Source organism: Microbacterium forte, assembly GCF_031885415.1.
Taxonomy (GTDB): domain Bacteria; phylum Actinomycetota; class Actinomycetes; order Actinomycetales; family Microbacteriaceae; genus Microbacterium; species Microbacterium forte.
In genome coordinates, this window is record NZ_CP116871.1 from 1698836 (window position 1) to 1716464 (window position 17629).

Annotated in this window: 17 protein-coding genes; 9 read left to right on the top strand and 8 right to left on the bottom strand. The window is 69.2% G+C overall.

Going from position 1 to position 17629, the window contains the following annotated elements:
* Positions 1-112 precede the first annotated feature (112 nt).
* Positions 113-445 carry an ArsR/SmtB family transcription factor gene (locus OB895_RS08220; protein ID WP_153302134.1) on the top strand — a complete coding sequence of 111 codons (333 nt, stop codon included), beginning with the start codon at positions 113-115 and terminating at the stop codon, positions 443-445.
* Positions 445-1128 (top strand): cation efflux transmembrane domain-containing protein, encoded by a 684-nt coding sequence (locus tag OB895_RS08225; RefSeq protein ID WP_079113910.1) that lies wholly within the window; start codon positions 445-447, stop codon positions 1126-1128. Before OB895_RS08220 ends, OB895_RS08225 begins: the two co-directional genes overlap by 1 nt.
* A gap of 207 nt (positions 1129-1335) precedes the next feature.
* Here the strand turns inward: OB895_RS08225 and OB895_RS08230 are convergent, their stop codons facing one another.
* Together OB895_RS08230 and OB895_RS08235 are read right to left on the bottom strand one after the other, a co-directional pair.
* Complete coding sequence (locus OB895_RS08230; RefSeq protein ID WP_042538906.1) at positions 1336-1938, bottom strand: response regulator transcription factor; 603 nt, start codon at positions 1936-1938, stop codon at positions 1336-1338.
* A complete protein-coding gene (locus OB895_RS08235) occupies positions 1935-3158 on the bottom strand; it encodes a sensor histidine kinase (RefSeq protein WP_042538904.1) in 1224 nt (407 codons plus the stop codon). The genes OB895_RS08230 and OB895_RS08235 overlap by 4 nt, the downstream gene beginning before the upstream one ends.
* A gap of 156 nt (positions 3159-3314) precedes the next feature.
* On the opposite strand from OB895_RS08235, the gene OB895_RS08240 reads away from it, so the two are divergent.
* Entirely contained in the window at positions 3315-3857 is a 543-nt protein-coding gene (locus tag OB895_RS08240; protein WP_042539404.1) for a hypothetical protein, read from the top strand.
* Between the two features lie 72 nt (positions 3858-3929).
* Here the strand turns inward: OB895_RS08240 and OB895_RS08245 are convergent, their stop codons facing one another.
* The 4 genes from OB895_RS08245 to OB895_RS08260 form a co-directional block, all read right to left on the bottom strand.
* A complete protein-coding gene (locus OB895_RS08245) occupies positions 3930-5564 on the bottom strand; it encodes an Ig-like domain-containing protein (protein WP_153302133.1) in 1635 nt (544 codons plus the stop codon).
* Positions 5565-5701: 137 nt separating this feature from the next.
* Positions 5702-6520, bottom strand: coding sequence for a carbohydrate ABC transporter permease (locus OB895_RS08250; protein ID WP_042538900.1), 819 nt, complete (start codon positions 6518-6520; stop codon positions 5702-5704).
* Complete coding sequence (locus tag OB895_RS08255; protein ID WP_309686106.1) at positions 6513-7439, bottom strand: carbohydrate ABC transporter permease; 927 nt, start codon at positions 7437-7439, stop codon at positions 6513-6515. The genes OB895_RS08250 and OB895_RS08255 overlap by 8 nt, the downstream gene beginning before the upstream one ends.
* Positions 7432-8772, bottom strand: coding sequence for an ABC transporter substrate-binding protein (locus tag OB895_RS08260; protein ID WP_079112282.1), 1341 nt, complete (start codon positions 8770-8772; stop codon positions 7432-7434). The genes OB895_RS08255 and OB895_RS08260 overlap by 8 nt, the downstream gene beginning before the upstream one ends.
* A 181-nt stretch (positions 8773-8953) precedes the next feature.
* Here OB895_RS08260 and OB895_RS08265 point away from each other — a divergent pair, with 181 nt between their 5' ends.
* The 3 genes from OB895_RS08265 to OB895_RS08275 are packed head-to-tail and all read left to right on the top strand — an operon-like array spanning position 8954 to position 12887.
* A complete protein-coding gene (locus OB895_RS08265) occupies positions 8954-10444 on the top strand; it encodes an LLM class flavin-dependent oxidoreductase (RefSeq protein ID WP_079112281.1) in 1491 nt (496 codons plus the stop codon).
* Positions 10441-11667: an acyl-CoA dehydrogenase family protein gene (locus OB895_RS08270; RefSeq protein WP_079112280.1), complete on the top strand. Its 1227-nt coding sequence runs from the start codon at positions 10441-10443 to the stop codon at positions 11665-11667. Before OB895_RS08265 ends, OB895_RS08270 begins: the two co-directional genes overlap by 4 nt.
* Entirely contained in the window at positions 11667-12887 is a 1221-nt protein-coding gene (locus OB895_RS08275) for an acyl-CoA dehydrogenase family protein (RefSeq protein ID WP_079112279.1), read from the top strand. The genes OB895_RS08270 and OB895_RS08275 overlap by 1 nt, the downstream gene beginning before the upstream one ends.
* Before the next feature lie 116 nt (positions 12888-13003).
* On the opposite strand, the gene OB895_RS08280 is transcribed toward OB895_RS08275, so the two are convergent.
* Complete coding sequence (locus OB895_RS08280) at positions 13004-13369, bottom strand: hypothetical protein (protein ID WP_228385654.1); 366 nt, start codon at positions 13367-13369, stop codon at positions 13004-13006.
* Complete coding sequence (locus OB895_RS08285; protein ID WP_079112278.1) at positions 13366-14910, bottom strand: PspC domain-containing protein; 1545 nt, start codon at positions 14908-14910, stop codon at positions 13366-13368. The genes OB895_RS08280 and OB895_RS08285 overlap by 4 nt, the downstream gene beginning before the upstream one ends.
* Before the next feature lie 114 nt (positions 14911-15024).
* Between OB895_RS08285 and OB895_RS08290 the strand changes: the two genes are divergently transcribed.
* The 3 genes from OB895_RS08290 to OB895_RS08300 all read left to right on the top strand — a co-directional run bounded on the left by OB895_RS08290 (position 15025) and on the right by OB895_RS08300 (position 17601).
* Positions 15025-16317, top strand: coding sequence for an ATP-binding protein (locus OB895_RS08290; protein ID WP_311879785.1), 1293 nt, complete (start codon positions 15025-15027; stop codon positions 16315-16317).
* A complete protein-coding gene (locus OB895_RS08295; RefSeq protein ID WP_194286006.1) occupies positions 16292-16969 on the top strand; it encodes a LuxR C-terminal-related transcriptional regulator in 678 nt (225 codons plus the stop codon). Before OB895_RS08290 ends, OB895_RS08295 begins: the two co-directional genes overlap by 26 nt.
* Before the next feature lie 191 nt (positions 16970-17160).
* Positions 17161-17601 (top strand): GNAT family N-acetyltransferase, encoded by a 441-nt coding sequence (locus tag OB895_RS08300; RefSeq protein WP_079112276.1) that lies wholly within the window; start codon positions 17161-17163, stop codon positions 17599-17601.
* Positions 17602-17629 lie beyond the last annotated feature (28 nt).

The following is a 17629-nucleotide window of genomic DNA, read 5'->3' on the forward strand; positions in this document are numbered from 1 at the left end:
CTTCGATTCGGTGCCAGCGCCGTTCACGATATCGAGGGGAGATTTCGCAGATGTTGCCGATCCGCACTGATTCAGGGTTCTCTGAATTCAGTTTTCTGTGTACTGTTGCTGCGTGACCCTCACCGCCTCGCTCACCCATACCGCCGCGGTCGCCCGCCTCGGGCATGCACTGTCGGACGCGACTCGGGCAGGCATCCTGCTCGCCCTCCGAGACGCCCCCGCCTATCCCTCCGACCTCGCGGACGAGCTCGGGGTCAGCCGTCAGCTCCTGTCGAATCACCTCGCCTGTCTGCGGGGATGCGGTCTCGTCGAGAGCGCCCCCGACGGACGCCGCAGCCGCTATGCGCTCGCAGACCCGCACCTCGCCACAGCCCTCGACGAGCTGATGCGCGTCATGCTGATCGTCGACCCCGGCTGCTGCGACGGAGACGGGTGCAGCTGCTGATGTCGGTGACCGCCCTCACCCCCGAGCGGCGCGCGACGCTGCATCGCCGCATCCGGCTCATCGTGGCCTTCACGATCGTCTACAACGTGATCGAGGCCGTCGTCGCGATCGCCGCGGGGTCGGCCGCCTCGTCTGCCGCGCTGATCGGGTTCGGACTCGACTCGAGCATCGAGGTGCTGTCGGCCGCCGCCGTCGCCTGGCAGTTCACCCGCCGCGATCCCGAGCGCTGGGAGAAGCCCACCTTGCGGGTGATCGCCGTGGCTTTCTTCGCGCTCGCAGTCTATGTCGCTGCGTCGTCTGCGCTGTCTCTGCTCGGCGGAGACCGGCCTGAGCACAGCGCTGTCGGTCTCGTGCTGACCGCGCTCAGTGTGGTGATCATGCCGCTCGTGTCGTTCGCCGAGCGACGGGCGGGTGTCGAGATCGGATCCGCCACGGCGGTCGCCGACTCGAAGCAGACGCTGATCTGCACCTACCTGTCGGCCGCGGTGCTCATCGGACTGGCCCTCAACAGCCTGTTCGGCTGGTGGTGGGCGGATGCCGTCGCCGGACTCGTCATCGCGATCTTCGCCGTTCGAGAGGGCCTCGAGGCATGGAAGGGCGACGCCTGCGCGACCTCGGTCGGCATGATCCTGGAAGACGAGCACGCTCGTCACACGCACGACGACGCACGTCATGAGCACTGACTCCGGAAGAAGTTCAGCGAGATCCTGACCTCAGCGTCACTTTCGGTCGACTTCGGGGTCTTGCACATGAGACCCGAAGTCGGCCTGGGGGAACATGAGCCCGCTTCCGGTCTGAGCCGCACTCTCCCCTGTTGAGCGGCTCGCGGGTGGGGCACCTCCCACAGCCCCACCCGCCCTCCTGCTCGTCACGGGGTCGGCGCGCTGGCGTCAGATCCAGCCGCGCTCCTCGGCCATCAGCACCGCCTGCTGCCGTGTGCCCACCGACAGTTTCGCGAGCACCGCGGAGATGTGGTTGCGCACCGTGCCCGGGGCGAGGGACAACGCCCTCGCGATCTGGGTCGTGGTCTCACCACGACGCCCCGCACGCAGCACGTCCAGCTCACGATCGGTGAGGGGCGAACGCTCATCGCTCAGCGCGTCGGCCGCGATCTCGGGATCGACATAGCGAGCTCCCGCCGCGACCCTGCGGATCACATCGGCGACCTGATCGGCGCCTCGGGACTTCGGGAGGAAACCTGCGACGCCCGATGCGAGCGCGCGCCGCAGCACCCCTGGGCGGGCGTGACGGGTGACCACGACGCAGCGCGTGACGATCGCCCGGTTCAGCCGCTCGGCGACCTCGACGCCGTCGAGCCCCGGCATCTCGAGGTCCAGCAGGCAGACATCGGGGGTCAACCTGAGCGCGGCAGCGAGCGCCTGCTCTCCGTCGGCGCACTCGGCCACCACCTCGATGTCTCCCTCGAGGCGCAGCAGCGCGGCGAGAGCCGAACGGATCATGCCCTCGTCGTCCGCGAGGAGCACCCGGATCATCGCGTGCCCTCCTCGTCAGCAGGCTGCATCTCAGATGCCGGCACCGTGACCGAGACGATGAACTCACCGGCGTCCTCGCGGATCTCCAGGGTTCCGCCTGCTTCCGAGATGCGTCGTCTGACCCCGTCGAGCCCCGACCCCACCGGCTCTCCCCCGGCGCCGGCCGCCACATCGTTCGCAACCTCGTAACGCCAGCCGTCGGCGACCCGGCGGAGGGCGAGACGCGCGCGGCGCCCGGCGCCGTGCCGCAGGACGTTGGTCGTGGTCTCCCTGATCACGGGTCCGAGAGCCGACGATGGCGCGTCGTCGGCGTCCGGTGCGATATCGGCCTCGACGTCGAGTCCGGCCGCGGCGAGAAGATCTCGCGCATTCGCGACCTCGTCGCCCAACGGCACCGAACGGAAGCGCGTCGCAAGGTCGCGGGTGCCCTGCCGCGCTTCGTCGACACTCACTCTGGCTGCCTGCAGCTGCTCCAGAGCCGCATCGGGGTCGATCCCCATGAGTCGCTCGGCCAATTCGAGCTGCAAGGCGATCACCTGCAGGTGGTGCCCCTGCAGGTCGTGCACATCCGTGGCGACGCGCAGCCGCTCCTGCGTCGCAGCGAGTCTCGACTCGGATGCCCTGGCGCGGTCGACGGTGACGAGCACATCCCACCACCAGAGGGAGCTCACCGACATCGCCGGGATCATGATCGCATACAGCGCGGGGATCCAGCCGGCGACGCCGATGTCTGCAGCGCCCCTCGCCGCGTCGACGAAGGCGACGAGAACGAGCAGCAGGGTGGCGAGCGCGACGATCCGCAGGCGGATGCCCTTGGGCCAGTTGAGCAGCACCACCGACTGAGCGACGGGCATGAGGGCGAGCAGCCAGCTGTCGATCACCAGTCCGGCGACGGCTCCGTAGCCGACCGCTGTCAGCAGAGGCAGCGCGATGCGCGTCCACGCGATTCCGGGCTCCGCATCGAGCCGGTGGCGGTACCCGGCGAGCAGCACCATCGTCGAAGCCCACCAGACGAGGCCTCCCAGCCCCACGATGAACGGAGCCGCCACGTCGCCCGGTACGGCGAGGGCCTGCAGCGTCCAGATCAGCACCAGGAACAGCTCGAGGAAGACGACGGCCGAGAATGTGTACCACCAGGTCGCGGTGATGCCCCGGGCGAGTTGGCGCGCGCCGGGCGGCGGGTCGCCGGAGTGGTCGGCGACCGGAGAAGTGCTGCTCATGCCCCCCAGAGTACGGGCGTGACACATGTCACGGATGCCGCAGGCGAACCACCCGGAAAGCAGTGACGCTGCGACACTGCCGCGGTCGGGCGAAAGGCGGTGGACTGGATGCATCGCGACGGAGACACCGTCGCTCAGACCGGCAGGAGCCACCCCATGAATCTCATCGAGACCTTCCAGGGCTTCGTCGCCCAGGTGCCCGAACTCGTCCAGCCGCTCATCGTCGCCCTCGCCGGGGCGATCCCCTTCATCGAGGGTGAGGGTGCCGTGTCGATCGGCATCATCGGCGGCATCCACCCCGTGGTCGCGGCGATCGCGGCGATCATCGGCAACTTCCTCTGCGTCGCTGTGCTCGTCATCGCCAGCTCGGGGGCGCGCACAGCGATCGTGAACCGGTCGCGCAGCCGGCAGGCGGTGGTCGCCGGCGGCGGAGCCGTCGAGACGGTTCCCGCCGACTCCGCGGATTCCGACCGCGGCAGTGCCCGCCGCGAGAAGTTCCAGCGGGCCTTCGAGCGCTACGGAGTGCCGGGCGTCAGCCTGCTCGGCCCGCTGCTCCTGCCCACCCATTTCACGGCCACGATGCTCGCCGCGTCGGGCGTCGGAAAGGTCCGTATCCTCGTCTGGCAGGCTGTCGCGATCATCGGCTGGACCACGGTCGTGGCTGTGATCGTCGGCGGCGCCGTGTACGCGATCCGCTGAGCCCAGGCGCCGGACGCACAGCAGAAGCCCACCCGCGGAGAGCGAGTGGGCTTCTGCTGTGCGTGTCTCACGTCAGCGACGTCCGGTGCTCGACCGTCGCTTGGCGGCGATGCCTGTGGCCAGTCCGCCACCGACGATCAGCGCGAATGCGAGGGACAGGAACGCTGCACCCGATTCGCCTCCCGTCAGCGCCAGCCCGCCGGGGGCCGCGATCGGGCTCGGCGTCGGAGTCGGCGTCACGACCGGTGACGGCGTCGGAGTCGGGGTCACGACCGGTGTCGGCGTCACGACCGGTGTCGGAGTCGGCGTCGGCGTCACGACCGGCACCGGGTTGGCGATGTTGGTCAGGGTCAGCTCGACACCGGCAGTGGTCTGCGGTGTCACCTCGTAGGTGCCGTCGCCGCCGTCGACGACGCCCTCGCCGGCGATCGTCCATTCACCCCACGTCACGCCCTGGATCTCCGGCAGATCGATCTCCTCGATCACGAAGGTCGATCCGAGGGGCGCACGCGCGCTGACCACCGGCTGCCCCACGGGAACCGACATCGTGGCGGGCGGGGCATCCGATCCCTTGACCGAGTACCGCACCGTGTAGGTCGCGTCGCGCACGGCGTCCGCCTGTGCACCGGTGATCTGCTTCGTGATCGAGAACGTCGTGTAGGCGACACCGCTGCCGTCGCCCCCACCGGACTCGACGACCGTGTGGGTCGCCGACGTCTCGAACGTGTCGACGATCGCGTGGTTGCCGAAGATGTCACCCGCGGCCACGGGTGCGTCTGCCTGCGTGAAGTAGACCAGCTCGTATGCGAACCCTCCGGCCGGCAGACCGGACGCCACGAACTCGAACGAGCGCCCGTCGTCTGCCAGGTCGATCACGTAGGTCGAAGGGTCGACCTCGCTCGCGTCGCCGACCAGCGCGCCGTTGACGACCGCACGCTGAACCAGCTTCACGTCGCCGGTGTAGTGATGCCCCGTGAGTCCCGCGTCGAGCGTGTCGGTGATCGTGAACGACCCCTCATCGACGTAGCCGCTCGGGATCCCGATGACCCACTTCAGCAGTCCATCGGTCGCGGTCTCCCCGCCGTACTTGTAGGGCTCTTCCTGTTCGGCCGGGTCTTCGGGCACCACTCCGCCGTCGCCGGGGAGATCGACGATCTCGACCGTGTCGCCCAGGTCGAACTCGACCGTCTCGCTGGTCGTCGTCTGCGAGGCCCGTGCCTCCATCCAGAACGTGCCTCCGACCTTCTCGAGACCCTCGACCGCTTCGGTGAGAGTGCAGACCATGTCGGGCCCGCCACCCGCCGCCACGGCGCAGTTCGCCATGACCAGACCCGTCACGGGATCGGCGATGGTGAACTCCCCGGCGGACTGCCGACTGAACTCAGCGGGGAGCGTCATCCCGAAGGTCTCCCCCGCCTGTGCTCCGGCCGGCACTGTCCACGTGCCGGAGATCCGCACGTTCTGCCACTGCACGAGCGGTCCGCCACCGTGCTGATTCTCGAGGGACACACCGCTGATCGCGCCGGGATACGTCACCGTCGGAGCCGCGGTGGCCGGAACAGCAGACCCCAGAAGTCCGGTCACCGCCATGACCATCCCCACGATGATCGCCGCGATGCCCCGACCTCGCGTCTTCACTCCCCCGGTCGTCTTCGCCTCGCCTGTCGTCCTTCTGCGCGCACGCACGAAACCACGCTCCCCAGTCATCGTCTTCCCCATCCGATTCGAGTCGCTCCCAGTCGCGACCCATCTAAGAGATCAGGAAAATGCCCGGGGATTACGTGGCAACCGGTATACAGCTTCGATATACCGGAATGGGTTACTGGCAGTGCGTGGTTCCCGCCTCAGCGCACAGCCCCGGCAGTCAGTCCCCCCACGAGCCAGCGCTGGAAGAACACCGCGGCGGCGAAGACCGGGATCACCCCGATGAACGACGCGGCCGCGATCTTGCCGAAGTGCGGTGTGCGGTCTCCGTAGAAGAGCGACAGCGCGACCGGGAAGGTCTGCGAGTCCACGCTCTGGGTGAGGAAGGTCGCGAGAAGGAACTCGTTGTAGTTGAGGATCGCGACGATGATGCCGATCGCGACCAGGCTCGGCAGCAGCAGCGGCACGACGACCGACCACAGCATCCGCAGGGTGCCCGCTCCGTCGATGCGCGCCGCCTCCTCGATCTCGACCGGGAGCCGGCGGATGAAGCCCTCCAGCAGCCAGACGGCGACGGGGACGTTGACGAGTGCGTAGACGAGCGTGAGTCCGAGAAGCGTGTTGTTCAGCCCCACGGATCGCAGAAGCGTCAGCAGCGGCACCACGGCGACGATCGGCGGAAGCAGCCACGGGCTCATCAGTGTCGCCGCGAGCGTGCGGCCACCTGCGTTGTGGCGCACGATGGCCCACGCGCCGGGGACTGCGATGACGAGTGAGACGGCGGCGCCGCCGAGAGCCGCGGCCAGGGAGTTCAGGATCGAACGCGGGATGTCGGTCGACAGCACGTCACCCCAGTTCTCCCAGTGCGGGGCGGCGCTCCACAGGACTCCCGAGACCGTCTCGTCACGCCCCATCAGCGACACCGAGAACAGATACGCGAGGGGGACGAGGGTGACGGCGAGCGCCACGAAGAGCACACTGCTCGCGACCGGCCGCAGACGGGTGCGCGACTCAGTCATGCCGGGCCTTTCGTGCGAAGACCGCCACCACGAGGGTCACCACGGTCACGATGACCGCGAACACGAGGGTGATCGCGGACGCCCGACCGATGTCGAACTCCTTGAGGGCGACCTGCTGGATGAGATAGGTCGTCACGGTCGAGGCCTGACCGGGTCCGCCCGACGTCATCACGAACACGAGGTCGAAGACCTTCAGCGCGATGACGAGCCGGATGAAGAGTGCGGCGATCACCGTGCCAGCGATGGCCGGCCAGGTGATGTGCCGGAACAGACCGGCTCCATGTGCTCCGTCGAGGGACGCCGCCTCCCGCACGGACGGGTCCTGCGTGAGCAGCGCGGCGTAGACGAGGATCACGATCAGCGGCGTCCACTGCCAGACGTCGGCGAGGCCGATCGCCGGGAGCGCCCATGCCGTGGTCGACAGCGGCGCGAGCGAGACGCCGGGAAGCACGGTGGCGAGGAGTCCGCCGCCGGGATTGAACACGAGCTTCCACAGGGTTCCGACCACCACCGGAGGTGTGATGAGAGGAAGCAGGAGCAGCGTGCGCACGACGGCGCCTGCGCGGGTCGCACGCTCCAGCGCGACGGCGATCGCGACCCCCAGCACCACGCTGACGACGGCCACCACGACGGCATACGCGACCGTCCGAGCGAACGACGCGACGACGTCGGCATCCGCGAGGATCGTCTCGAGATTCGCGGTTCCCACCCACTCCTGGAACGGTCTCCCGAGTGTCGAATCGGTGAAGGCCGCGGCGAGGATGAAGACGAGCGGATACGCACCGAGCACGACGATCGACAGGATGGTCGGTGCGGTCAGCAGTCGTGCGGTGCGGGACCGCGACGGACCGCCCGCCCGTCGCGGCACGGGGCCGGACGCGCGGGCGATGCGCACGCGGATCGACGAGGCGTCAGCCAAGGATCTCTTCCCATTCGGCCTGCACTCGGTCGAGCGTGTCCTGGGCGGTGCCGCCCTCACCCGCGATGAGCTTGGCCAGCTCGTCGGTGAGGATCTGCGCGGCCTGCGAGGCGTTCTCACCGGTGGGCCAGGCCAGCGAGCCGCTCAACGTCGTGCGGTTGACCCGCTGCAGGTCGGGGTAGGTCTCGCCGTAGGCCTCGCTCTCGAGCGAGGACTCGCGGTTCGGGTCGATGCCCGTCTGCGGGTCGGCGACGATGAGCTCGGAGTTGACCTCGCGGGACGAGGCGTACTCGATGAAGGCCTTGGCGAGGTCCGTCTTCTCGGTGTTCGCGGCGACGACCCACGTGAAGCCGGCCACCAGCGAGGCGCGCGCCTCGGTGTTCTCGCCGCCGACGGGCAACGTGGTCACGCCCCACTTGCCCGCGACCTTCGAATCGGGGTTGGTCTCCGAGCCCACGCCCAGGTCGGTCCAGTTCTCGATGAACGCGACCTTGCCGTCGTACCACGCGCCGTTGCCGACGCCGAAGTCGGTCTCGGCAGCCGTCGGGAAGGCGTAGGGCACCGCATCCACCAGCGCCTCGGCAGCGGCCACCGCTTCCGGGGAGTTGATCGTGGGCTTGCCGTCATCGTCGACGAACTCGCCGCCGAAGCCCGCCAGGCGGTTCGCGTAGGCGGCGCCGAGGATCAGCGGCGACTTCTGACCGAAGATCGCGGATCCGTAGACGCCGTCATCACCCTCGTTCTCGGTGATGGTCTTCACGTCTGCGAGGTACTCGTCCCAGGTCGCGGGGGGCTCGGTGATGCCGTTCCGCTCGAGGATCTCCTTGTTGTAGAAGAGCACGTGCGTGTCGCCGTCGAAGGGCAGGCCGTAGCGGCGGTCGCCGACCAGCGTGTAGGGATCGTTGATCGAGGGGATGAAGTCGTCCTCCTCGAGCGACGGGGTCTCGTCGATCCAGTCGGTGAGGTCCTGGATGGAGCCGCCCTCGGCGAGGTCCCCGATCGACACGTACCAGGGGGCCGCCACGTCGAACGTGTTCGCTCCCGACTGCTGGTCGAGGGCGAGGGTCGAGCCGATCTCGTCGTAGGGCACGATCGTGAGGTTCACCTCAGCGCCGGTCTCCTCTTCGAAGTGCTCCTTGAGCCAGTTTCCTGCGCCCTCGTGCGACGTGATGAGCAGCGCATTGAGGGTCTGGCCCGAGAAGTCGCCGTCTGCGCCCTCACCACCGGACTCGGGGCTCTGGGTCGCGCAGCCGGCGACCGCGATGGTCGCGGCCGTCAGAGCGGCGGCACCGAGGAGGACGCGGCGGCGACGGCGGCTCGGAAGGAATGACATGGGGGCTCCTCAAGGCGTCGGGTCGGGGAAGCAGATCGGCGCTCACGCTAGGAGCCGAGGGACGACCACCGCATCGCGGACGTAACAGTTCGTCGTGGAGCGACGCGAAGAGTCATCCGGCGGGTCGCCGCACTGCTCGAGTGGCTATGGTCGCGACGTCCCCGATCTCCTGAGGAGCACCATGTCTCGCCGCATCATCCTGAACGCCTTCGACATGACCTGCGTGACTCATCAGGCTCCAGGACTCTGGCGGCACCCTGAGAACCAGGCCGATCGGTACCACGATCTCGACTATTGGGTGGATCTCGCGAAGACCCTCGAGCGGGGCAGGTTCGATGCGATCTTCATCGCTGACGTGCTCGGGACGTACGACGTCTATCGCGACTCGGCCGCCACCGCGCTCGGTGATGCGACGCAGGTTCCCCTCGGCGACCCCGTCGTGCAGATCTCCGCCATGGCGCACGCGACAGAGCATCTCGGATTCGGTGTGACCGTCGCCACGACCTACGAGCAGCCGTACGCGCTCGCGCGCCGGTTCTCGACTCTCGACCACTTCACGCGCGGCCGCGTGGGATGGAACGTCGTGACGAGCTACCTCGACTCCGCCGCCCGAAACCTCGGGCTCGACACGCAGATCGCGCACGACGACCGGTACGAGATCGCCGAGGAGTTCCTCGACGTCACATACAAGCTGTGGGAAGGGTCGTGGGAGGACACCGCCGTGCTGCGCGATCGGGAGGCCGGCGTCTTCGCGGATGCGTCGCGCGTGCACCCGATCGGCCACGAGGGGCGGCATTACCGGGTTCCCGGCATCCATCTCGCCGAACCCAGCCTCCAGCGCACGCCGGTGATGTTCCAGGCGGGCGCCTCCCCTCGCGGACGCCAGTTCGCCGCGAAGCACGGCGAGGCGATCTTCATCAACGGGTTGCGTCCGGAGGCGACGCGTCCGGTCACCGACGACATCCGCGATCGCGCCGAAGCTCTCGGGCGCCCGCGGGATTCGGTCAAGATCCTCACTCTGGTCACGGTCGTCGTCGCGGCGACGGACGAGGAGGCTCAGGCGAAGCTCGAAGACTATCGCCGCTATGTCTCGGTCGAGGGCGCGCTGGCACTCTATGCCGGATGGACGGGACTCGACCTGTCGCAGTACGACCCCGACGTCCCCCTCGAATACGTCGACACGGATGCCGGACGATCCGCCCTCTCGGTCTTCACCAAGGCCGATCCGGAGCGCAAGTGGACGCCTCGCGACATCGCCCACTACGTCGGGATCGGCGGCATCGGTCCCGTCATCGTGGGCAGCCCGCAGACCGTGGCGGACGAGCTCGAACGATGGGTCGAGGTCGGCGGTGTCGACGGCTTCAACATCGCCTACGTCGTGACACCCGGGTCGTTCGAGGACATCGTGGACCACCTCGTGCCCGAGCTCCGCCGCCGCGGGCGCACCTGGGACGACTACCCCGAGGGCACGCTGCGTGGACGACTCAGCGGCGACGGCTCCCCCGTGGTGCCGGAGTGGCATCCCGCGCACGCCTACCGCGGCGCCTACGAGGGCGGCGCGTCGGCTCTCGACGGCACGCTCGGCGGGCCGCTGGTGGATACAGCGGCCGCCTCTGTTCCGGCGGAACTCGACGACCTGACAGAACTCACCGAGAAGGAGGGCGCCCGATGAGCGTCATCGCAGACACCACCCACCGCAGCCGATGGACGGGAACGGCGGATGCCGAAGAACGCGCGCACTGGCGCGGCATCGCCGAGCGCGTCGCCGCCGAGCTCGAGAGCGATGCGCTGCAGCGCGACCGAGCGAACCAGGACCCGACGGTCGAGCTCGACCTGCTCCGCGAGGCGGGGCTGGTGACGCTTCTGCAGCCGGCCGAGTTCGGGGGTGGCGGCGCGCACTGGGAGACGGCCTTCCTCGTCATCCGCGTCCTGTCGCGCGCCGATGCGTCGGTCGCCCAGGTTCTCGCGTACCACTACATCAACTCGGGCAACATCGGCTTCGCAGCCGACCCGTCGGTGCAGGAGAGATGGCACCGCAAGACCACAGAGGGCCGATGGGTGTGGGGCGACTCCGTGAACCCGACCGACCCCGACCTCGAACTGACCGTCGACGGCGAGGGGTATCAACTCAACGGTCTCAAGCGCTTCTCGACCGGTGCCTCGGCCGGCGACGTCGTGCTGGCGGCCGCACTCGTGCGCGGCGGCGAGCGCGACGGTCAGGTGCTGTTCGTCGTGCTGGACCACGATCGCGACGGCATCCGATATCTCGGCGACTGGGATGCACTGGGACAGCGGCTGTCGGCGAGCGGGTCCGTCCGCTTCGAAGACGTGCGTGTGTCTGCCGACGACGTGCTCGGCGAGCTCGGGGACGAGCCTTTCTCGACGCTGATCACGCCAGGCATCCAGCTCGCCTTCGGCAACCTCTACCTCGGTGTCGCCGAGGGAGCACTCGCCCGGGGACTCGACATCGTCCGTGCGCGCCCGCGCGCCTGGTTCCTCAGCCAGGCCGACTCGTACCGCGACGACCCGTTCGTGCAGCGCGTCGTGGGCGAGTTCTCTTCGCGGATCGCGGCGGTCGAGGCGCTGGCGGACCGCGCCGGGCGTCTCTTCGACGAGGTCGTGGATGAGGGAGACGGGGTCACGGCGGCGCGTCGAGGGGAACTGGCCATCGAGATCGCCAAGGTCAAGGTCGTCTCTACCGAGGTCGGCATCGAGGTCGCGAACAGGATCTTCGAGATCACCGGCTCGAGTTCCGCGCGTGCGGATGTCGGGCTGGACCTGTTCTGGAGGAACATCCGCACGCACTCGCTGCACGATCCGATCGATTACAAGAAGCTCGAGGTCGGCGCCTGGACGCTGAACGGCGAGCTCCAGCCGATCTCGCTGTACACCTGATGGGCGAGCAGATGCGGCGGCTCGATGCCGTGCGGGAGCGCCTGCGCCCGGTCATCGCAGAGATCGCGGCGAGCACGGTCGCACGGGAGAAGGATCACGAGCTGCCGTTCGCCCAGGTCACCGCCCTCCGCGCAGCGGGCTTCGGTCGGCTCCGGCTGCCGATCGAGCACGGCGGTTTCGGGCTGGACTGGGAATCCTTCGCCGAGGTGCTGATCGAGCTCGCCGCGGCCGACTCGAACCTCCCGCAGATCTTCCGTGGCCACATCGCTTACGTCGAGCACATCCTGGCTGCGACGCCGAGTGAGCGGCGCTCCCGCTGGCTCGAGCGCATCGCGGACGGAGAGCTGGTCGGCAACGCGTGGTCGGAGAACGGTGCCGCCGCCGTGGGGACGAATGCGACGCGCGTGACCCGACGCCCTGATGGAAGCTGGCGCGTCGACGGACGCAAGTTCTACACGACGGGCAGCATCTTCGCGGAGTGGATCGACGCGACCGTCGACCTCGACGGCACGACCGTGACCGCCCTCATCCGCAGGCATCAGGACGGAGTGGAGATCTCCGACGACTGGGACGGCTTCGGCCAGCCGCTGACGGGCACCGGCACTGCCGTGTTCACGGACGCCTCGGTCGATGAAGACGACGTCGAGCCGTTCACGTCGCGGTTCCCGTTCCAGACGGCGGTCTATCAGCTGACGCTGCTGTCTGTGCTGGCCGGGATCGCCGCCGCGATCGAGCGCGACACCGTCGCTCAGGTGCGGGCACGCACTCGCACCTACAGCCACGGCAGCGCCGAGCGAGTGGCAGACGACCCTCAGATCCTCCAGATCGTCGGCGAGCTGACGGCGACGAGTGCGACGGCCAGGGCGCTCGTGCTCGACGTCGCTCGAGCGGTCCAGCACGCAGCAGACGTGCTGGGCACACCGGAGACGGAGGATGCCGTGATCGCGGCCGAACTCCGCTCGGCGCAGGCGCAGATCGTGCTCACCGACCTGGTGCCCCGCGCCGCCTCTCGGCTGTTCGACACGCTCGGCGCATCTGCTGTGAGGTCGGGCACCGCTCTCGACCGCCACTGGCGGAACGCTCGCACCGTGTCATCGCACAACCCGTGGATCTTCAAGGCCCGACAACTCGGCGACCACGCCGTGAACGGCCGGACGCCCGAGTTCGTCTGGTCGGTCGGGCAGGCGAAGGTTCTGGAGGCGAGCACGGCCGAGCGCTGAGACGTTCACCGAGGCTGCCCACCTCGCCCGTCTCGAGGCGGACGGAACGACGCAGGCACCCGGTTCTCTGGCCGAAGCCGCATGAGCCGGGTGCCTCGTGAACCACGCCCCTCGAGCTACTCGATGGGAAGATCGTCGACGGACTGCGGCGGGATGCTGGCGCTCGTCCGGCGCTGCACCGTCCGGCGTTGCACCGTGCGGAGCAACGCCGTCGCGCCGGTGACGAGCAGGAGCACACCGATGGTCAGGATCATGAGAGTGCTGATCGTGACGGGTGTGAGGGTGAGCGCCCAGTCGGCGACGCCCGAGCGGCGGTCATCGTCGGCGATGAGCCAGAGCGAGGTCGCCGCCACGGCGGCGAACAGGACGCCCCAGACGATGGCAGCCCAGCGGGTGCGAGGCGGGGTGACCGCTTCGGCGTGGGGTGCGGATGCAGCGGTCGCCCCTGCTGTGCCCGCCTCGGTGGTCGTCTGAGTGCTCATCGCTCGTCCTCTTCCTCAGCCTCGATGAGGGTGATGTCTATCTCGCCGCTGGTCTGCGCGATGGTCACACGCTGCACGGTCGTCGTCGGTGCGTTCTCGGCCGAGATCGTCTCGGCCACGACCGATTCGCCGTCGCGTTCCGTCGCCGTCCATGTGCCGCTGTCGATGATCGCGCCGGTGCCGGCCTCGACCCGCGTCCAGCTCACGTCGGCGGTTCCGACGGTCGCCCGCAGCTGCAGCTGCACACCGGGGTCGACGGAGATCCAGGTGCTGCCGGCACCCTTCTCCACGACGATCGGCCGCGGAGCGTCGTCATGCCGGTTGAGCGAGATGGAGAGGTCACCGAACGGCTGGCGCACGTGCGCGGCCTCGTTGTTCGAGATCGATGCCCAGCCGATGCTCACGCCCTGGAAGGCGGAGAACCCGCCGGCCACCAGTCCGGCGACGAGCGTCAGCACGGTCGCGAAGGCGAGGAAGCCGCTGCGCCGTCGGAGGGCACCGGCGACGATCATCCCGATCGCGAGCACCAGTGCGGCCGACAGCAGGCCGAGGGCACCGCCGACTGCGGCGTCGCCGTTGCCGAGCCCGACCAGAGCGCCGACGACGATGGCGAGGCCGATGACCGAGGCGACGATCGCGAGACCCGCGCGTGGGCGGGAGGCGCGACGAATGCGACGGCGCTCCGCGGCCTCGGCGGCGAACACCGCTGCCTCCGCCTGACGCTCGCGTCTGACCTGATCGCGCGCCATGCGTTCGGCATCCTGCTGCCGCCGGCGCCACGCCTGGTCCTGCTCCTTCCACGCCCGATGCTGGATCCGCCACGCGGCGACCTCGGCCGGGTCCTGCACCCCGGAGGGAAGCGGCGCGGGTGGTGCGGGCGGTGCGTCGTCGATGAACGCGGCCGGTGCGGCGTACACCTCGGACGAGGCGGCGGATGTGGCATCCGCCCCCTCGGCGGTACCCGAACCGCCGAGGGGAACGGATGCCTCCGGGGCCGCCGGATCTGCGGAAGCCACCGGCAGATCAGGCGCGGAAGCACCCGGGGTGCGGCTTGCAGCACGCACGATCAGGAAGAGCAGGCCACCCACGATGACCAGCCCGACGATCCAGCTGAAGACCGCCAGCGCCGACCAGCTCTCGTATCCGAACCCGAACAGGCGTCCGGTGAGCGGAGCCGTCGGGATCAGCCCGACGATGGCCATGCCCAGAAGACCGAGCTGGACGGGCTGGTAGTCCCGCCGCAGCAGGTCGCGGACGTGGACCCGCCCGTCGAGATCCGGCAGCAGCGCCCAGGCGAGGGCGTAGAGGAAGATCACCGGCAGGCCGAAGAGCGCTGCGACCACGAGGATGCCGCGCACGATCAGCGGGTCGATCCGCAACCGGGCGGCGATGCCGGCGGCGACCCCACCGAGCCATCCGTCGGAGCGGACCACTCCGAGACCGGCGACCCACAGGAGGAATCGCTCGGCGCCGTGCGGAACGGCCGTCCTCGGCGGGCTGGCCTGGTCGGCGGGAGGCGGTGGCGCGGTCGGAATCGTCATGCGTCAATCCTGTCTCCCCCGGTCGGATCCCTGCCATGGGGTGAACCCCTGAGCGACCCCTGATTCTCTCCAGGGGAGGTCACGGATCCGCGCGCCGGATGATTGGATGTCGACATGTCCTCTTCCGCGACCGCGTCTGCGCGACCCTCTCGCTCCGCCGTGTCGTCGCGAGCGGGAGGAGACCTCCAGCCCGAGCCGCGTCAAGCCCTGACACGCGACCGCGACTGCCTGGTCGCAGGCGTCAGCGCGGGTCTCGCCCGTCACCTGGGCGTGCGGGTGTGGATGGTCCGTGCGCTCTTCATCGCTCTCACGATGTGCGGCGGGGCCGGCATCCTGCTCTACGCCTGGTGCTGGGCGTTCACGCCCTGGGCCGACGGCGACGGCACCCCGTCGCGACGGGTGCCCGTGGCCTGGATGCTGCTCGTCCCTGCGAGCGTCGGCATGCTCATCGTGCTCTTCTGGCGCGGCGGCAGCGACTGGCTCTCGGGAACGATTCCGCCTGATGCGGCGGCCGTGGTCGTGTTCGGCACCGTGGGGGCGGCGACCGGGGCCGGGCTGTGGGCGACCCTGATCGATCGCACCGACACCGCCCGGGGACCTCGACACACGATGCTGGTCAGGATCCTCTCGATCGCGCTCCTCGCGATGCTGTTCGGCCTGCTCCTGACCCGGCCTGTCGGCAGCACCGGTGTCGCACTCGTGCTGGTCCCGCTCGCCGGCATCCTCGCCGTGCTGCTGTCGACCCTGATTCCGCGGTGGCGCGACCTGGCGGGCGAACGCGTGCGGCGCATCCGTGAGGAGCAGCGCAGCGAGATGGCCGCGCACCTGCACGACTCCGTGCTGCAGACCCTCGCGCTGATCCAGAACAGGGCGGGCGCATCGAGCGAGGCGGCTCGGCTCGCACGGGCGCAGGAGCGCGAGCTGCGAGCCTGGCTGTACGACGGCGATGCCCCGGCCGACAGCGATCTGGCGACCGACCTGCGCGACTATGCCGGGGGCCTGGAACTCGACTACCCGGTGCGGATCGAGGTGGTCTCGGCGGGCCTCTCCACCGAGCGTGCGAGCGGGGAACTCGCCGCGGCGGCGCGAGAGGCGATGCTGAATGCCGCACGGCACGCGACGGGGGAGGTCTCTGTCTACATCGAGGGCAATGCGACCGACGTCGACGTCTTCGTGCGTGATCGGGGTCCGGGCTTCCGACTGGACGACGTGCCGGGCGACCGCCTGGGCGTGCGGGAGTCGATCATCGGTCGGATGCGTCGAGCCGGGGGCTCGGGCACCGTGCGCAGCGATGAGAGCGGCACCGAGGTGCATCTGCGACTGTCGACCGTGCCGCGGGGCGCGGCGAACGCCCAGGTGCCGAACGCGCCGGCGAACACGGATGAAGGCGAGGACGCTCGTGGCTGACAGCATCCGCATCGTGATCGTCGACGACCATTCGATCTTCCGTTCAGGGCTCCGCGCCGATCTCGATGCAAGCGTCGAGGTGATCGGGGAGGCAGCCGACGTGCCGTCCGCCATTGCGATGATCCGCGAGACCGTGCCCGATGTGGTGCTGCTCGACGTTCACCTTCCGGGTGGCAGCGGCGACGACTCCACCGGCGGCGAGTCGGTGATCCGCGGCTCGCTGCCGACGACGGCCCGGTTCCTGGCGCTGAGCGTGTCGGATGCCGCAGCCGACGTCGTGCGGGTGATCCGCGCCGGTGCGCGCGGCTACATCACGAAGGGCTCATCCGGCGGGGAGGTCAGCCGCGCCGTGCACGCCGTCGCCGACGGGGACGCGGTGTTCTCGCCGCGGCTCGCCGGGTTCGTGCTCGACGCGTTCGGCGCGGTCGCCGGCGAGATCGCCACGACGACCGACGAACTCGATCGACTGTCGGCACGCGAGCAGGAGGTGATGCGGCTGATAGCCCGTGGATACGCCTACAAGGAGGTGGCCGCAGAGCTGTTCATCTCGATCAAGACGGTCGAGACGCACGTCTCATCGGTGCTGAGGAAGCTGCAGCTGTCGTCGCGCCACGAACTCACGGTCTGGGCCTCGCAGCGTCGACTGCTCTAGCGGGGCTGTTCCTCGGGATGCCTCGGGCAGCGTGCGACTCAGCGTATGCCGGGGTCGGCCGTAAGCTTTCCGAGCAGACGCTCGAGCTCGCTGAGGTCGTGCAGCGCTGACCGTGGCAGAATGCTCGGCGATGCTCGATCACGGCGATCCGAGTGCGACATCATCACGCCCCGACACGCGAACGGACAGAGATGGCTGAAGCGACAACAATCCTCGACCGGGTGGCGACGGCTGCCGAGCATCGATCGATTGCGGAATCGGTGGGCTGGCACGACGCCTTCGACTGGGCGACGATCGCGGATTCCCTGGCCGGCTCGACGTTCGGCGTGGTCGCGTATGCCGGAGACGCGGCTGTAGGCATGGGGCGCGTCGTCGGAGACGGCGTGAAGTACTTCTACGTGCAGGACCTGGCCGTCCTCCCGGCCTTTCAGGGGACCGGCCTGGGGGCGCGCATGCTGGACCGCCTGACGGAGCGAATCGCCATGGCCTCCCCGGCAACGGCCTTCGTCGGATTGTTCTCGACCGCCGCGGGCACCGACCTCTACACCTCACGCGGTTTCGGCCCCGGCGACATGACCGGGCTGTTCAGGCTCATCGGGCCAGCGCCGCGGGACGATGGGCAGAACGGATAGACGCGGGACGACAGGACAGCGACCGGCG

Bases quoted from the DNA above. Each gene is read 5' to 3' on its own strand.
- OB895_RS08290 (WP_311879785.1), top strand. From the start codon at position 15,025: ATGTCCTCTTCCGCGACCGCGTCTGCGCGACCCTCTCGCTCCGCCGTG.
- OB895_RS08280 (WP_228385654.1), bottom strand. From the start codon at position 13,369: ATGAGCACTCAGACGACCACCGAGGCGGGCACAGCAGGGGCGACCGCT.
- OB895_RS08240 (WP_042539404.1), top strand. From the start codon at position 3,315: ATGAATCTCATCGAGACCTTCCAGGGCTTCGTCGCCCAGGTGCCCGAA.
- OB895_RS08260 (WP_079112282.1), bottom strand. From the start codon at position 8,772: ATGTCATTCCTTCCGAGCCGCCGTCGCCGCCGCGTCCTCCTCGGTGCC.
- OB895_RS08230 (WP_042538906.1), bottom strand. From the start codon at position 1,938: ATGATCCGGGTGCTCCTCGCGGACGACGAGGGCATGATCCGTTCGGCT.
- OB895_RS08270 (WP_079112280.1), top strand. From the start codon at position 10,441: ATGAGCGTCATCGCAGACACCACCCACCGCAGCCGATGGACGGGAACG.
- OB895_RS08285 (WP_079112278.1), bottom strand. From the start codon at position 14,910: ATGACGATTCCGACCGCGCCACCGCCTCCCGCCGACCAGGCCAGCCCG.
- OB895_RS08245 (WP_153302133.1), bottom strand. From the start codon at position 5,564: ATGACTGGGGAGCGTGGTTTCGTGCGTGCGCGCAGAAGGACGACAGGC.
- OB895_RS08295 (WP_194286006.1), top strand. From the start codon at position 16,292: ATGAAGGCGAGGACGCTCGTGGCTGACAGCATCCGCATCGTGATCGTC.
- OB895_RS08300 (WP_079112276.1), top strand. From the start codon at position 17,161: ATGGCTGAAGCGACAACAATCCTCGACCGGGTGGCGACGGCTGCCGAG.
- OB895_RS08235 (WP_042538904.1), bottom strand. From the start codon at position 3,158: ATGAGCAGCACTTCTCCGGTCGCCGACCACTCCGGCGACCCGCCGCCC.
- OB895_RS08225 (WP_079113910.1), top strand. From the start codon at position 445: ATGTCGGTGACCGCCCTCACCCCCGAGCGGCGCGCGACGCTGCATCGC.
- OB895_RS08265 (WP_079112281.1), top strand. From the start codon at position 8,954: ATGTCTCGCCGCATCATCCTGAACGCCTTCGACATGACCTGCGTGACT.
- OB895_RS08250 (WP_042538900.1), bottom strand. From the start codon at position 6,520: ATGACTGAGTCGCGCACCCGTCTGCGGCCGGTCGCGAGCAGTGTGCTC.
- OB895_RS08275 (WP_079112279.1), top strand. From the start codon at position 11,667: ATGGGCGAGCAGATGCGGCGGCTCGATGCCGTGCGGGAGCGCCTGCGC.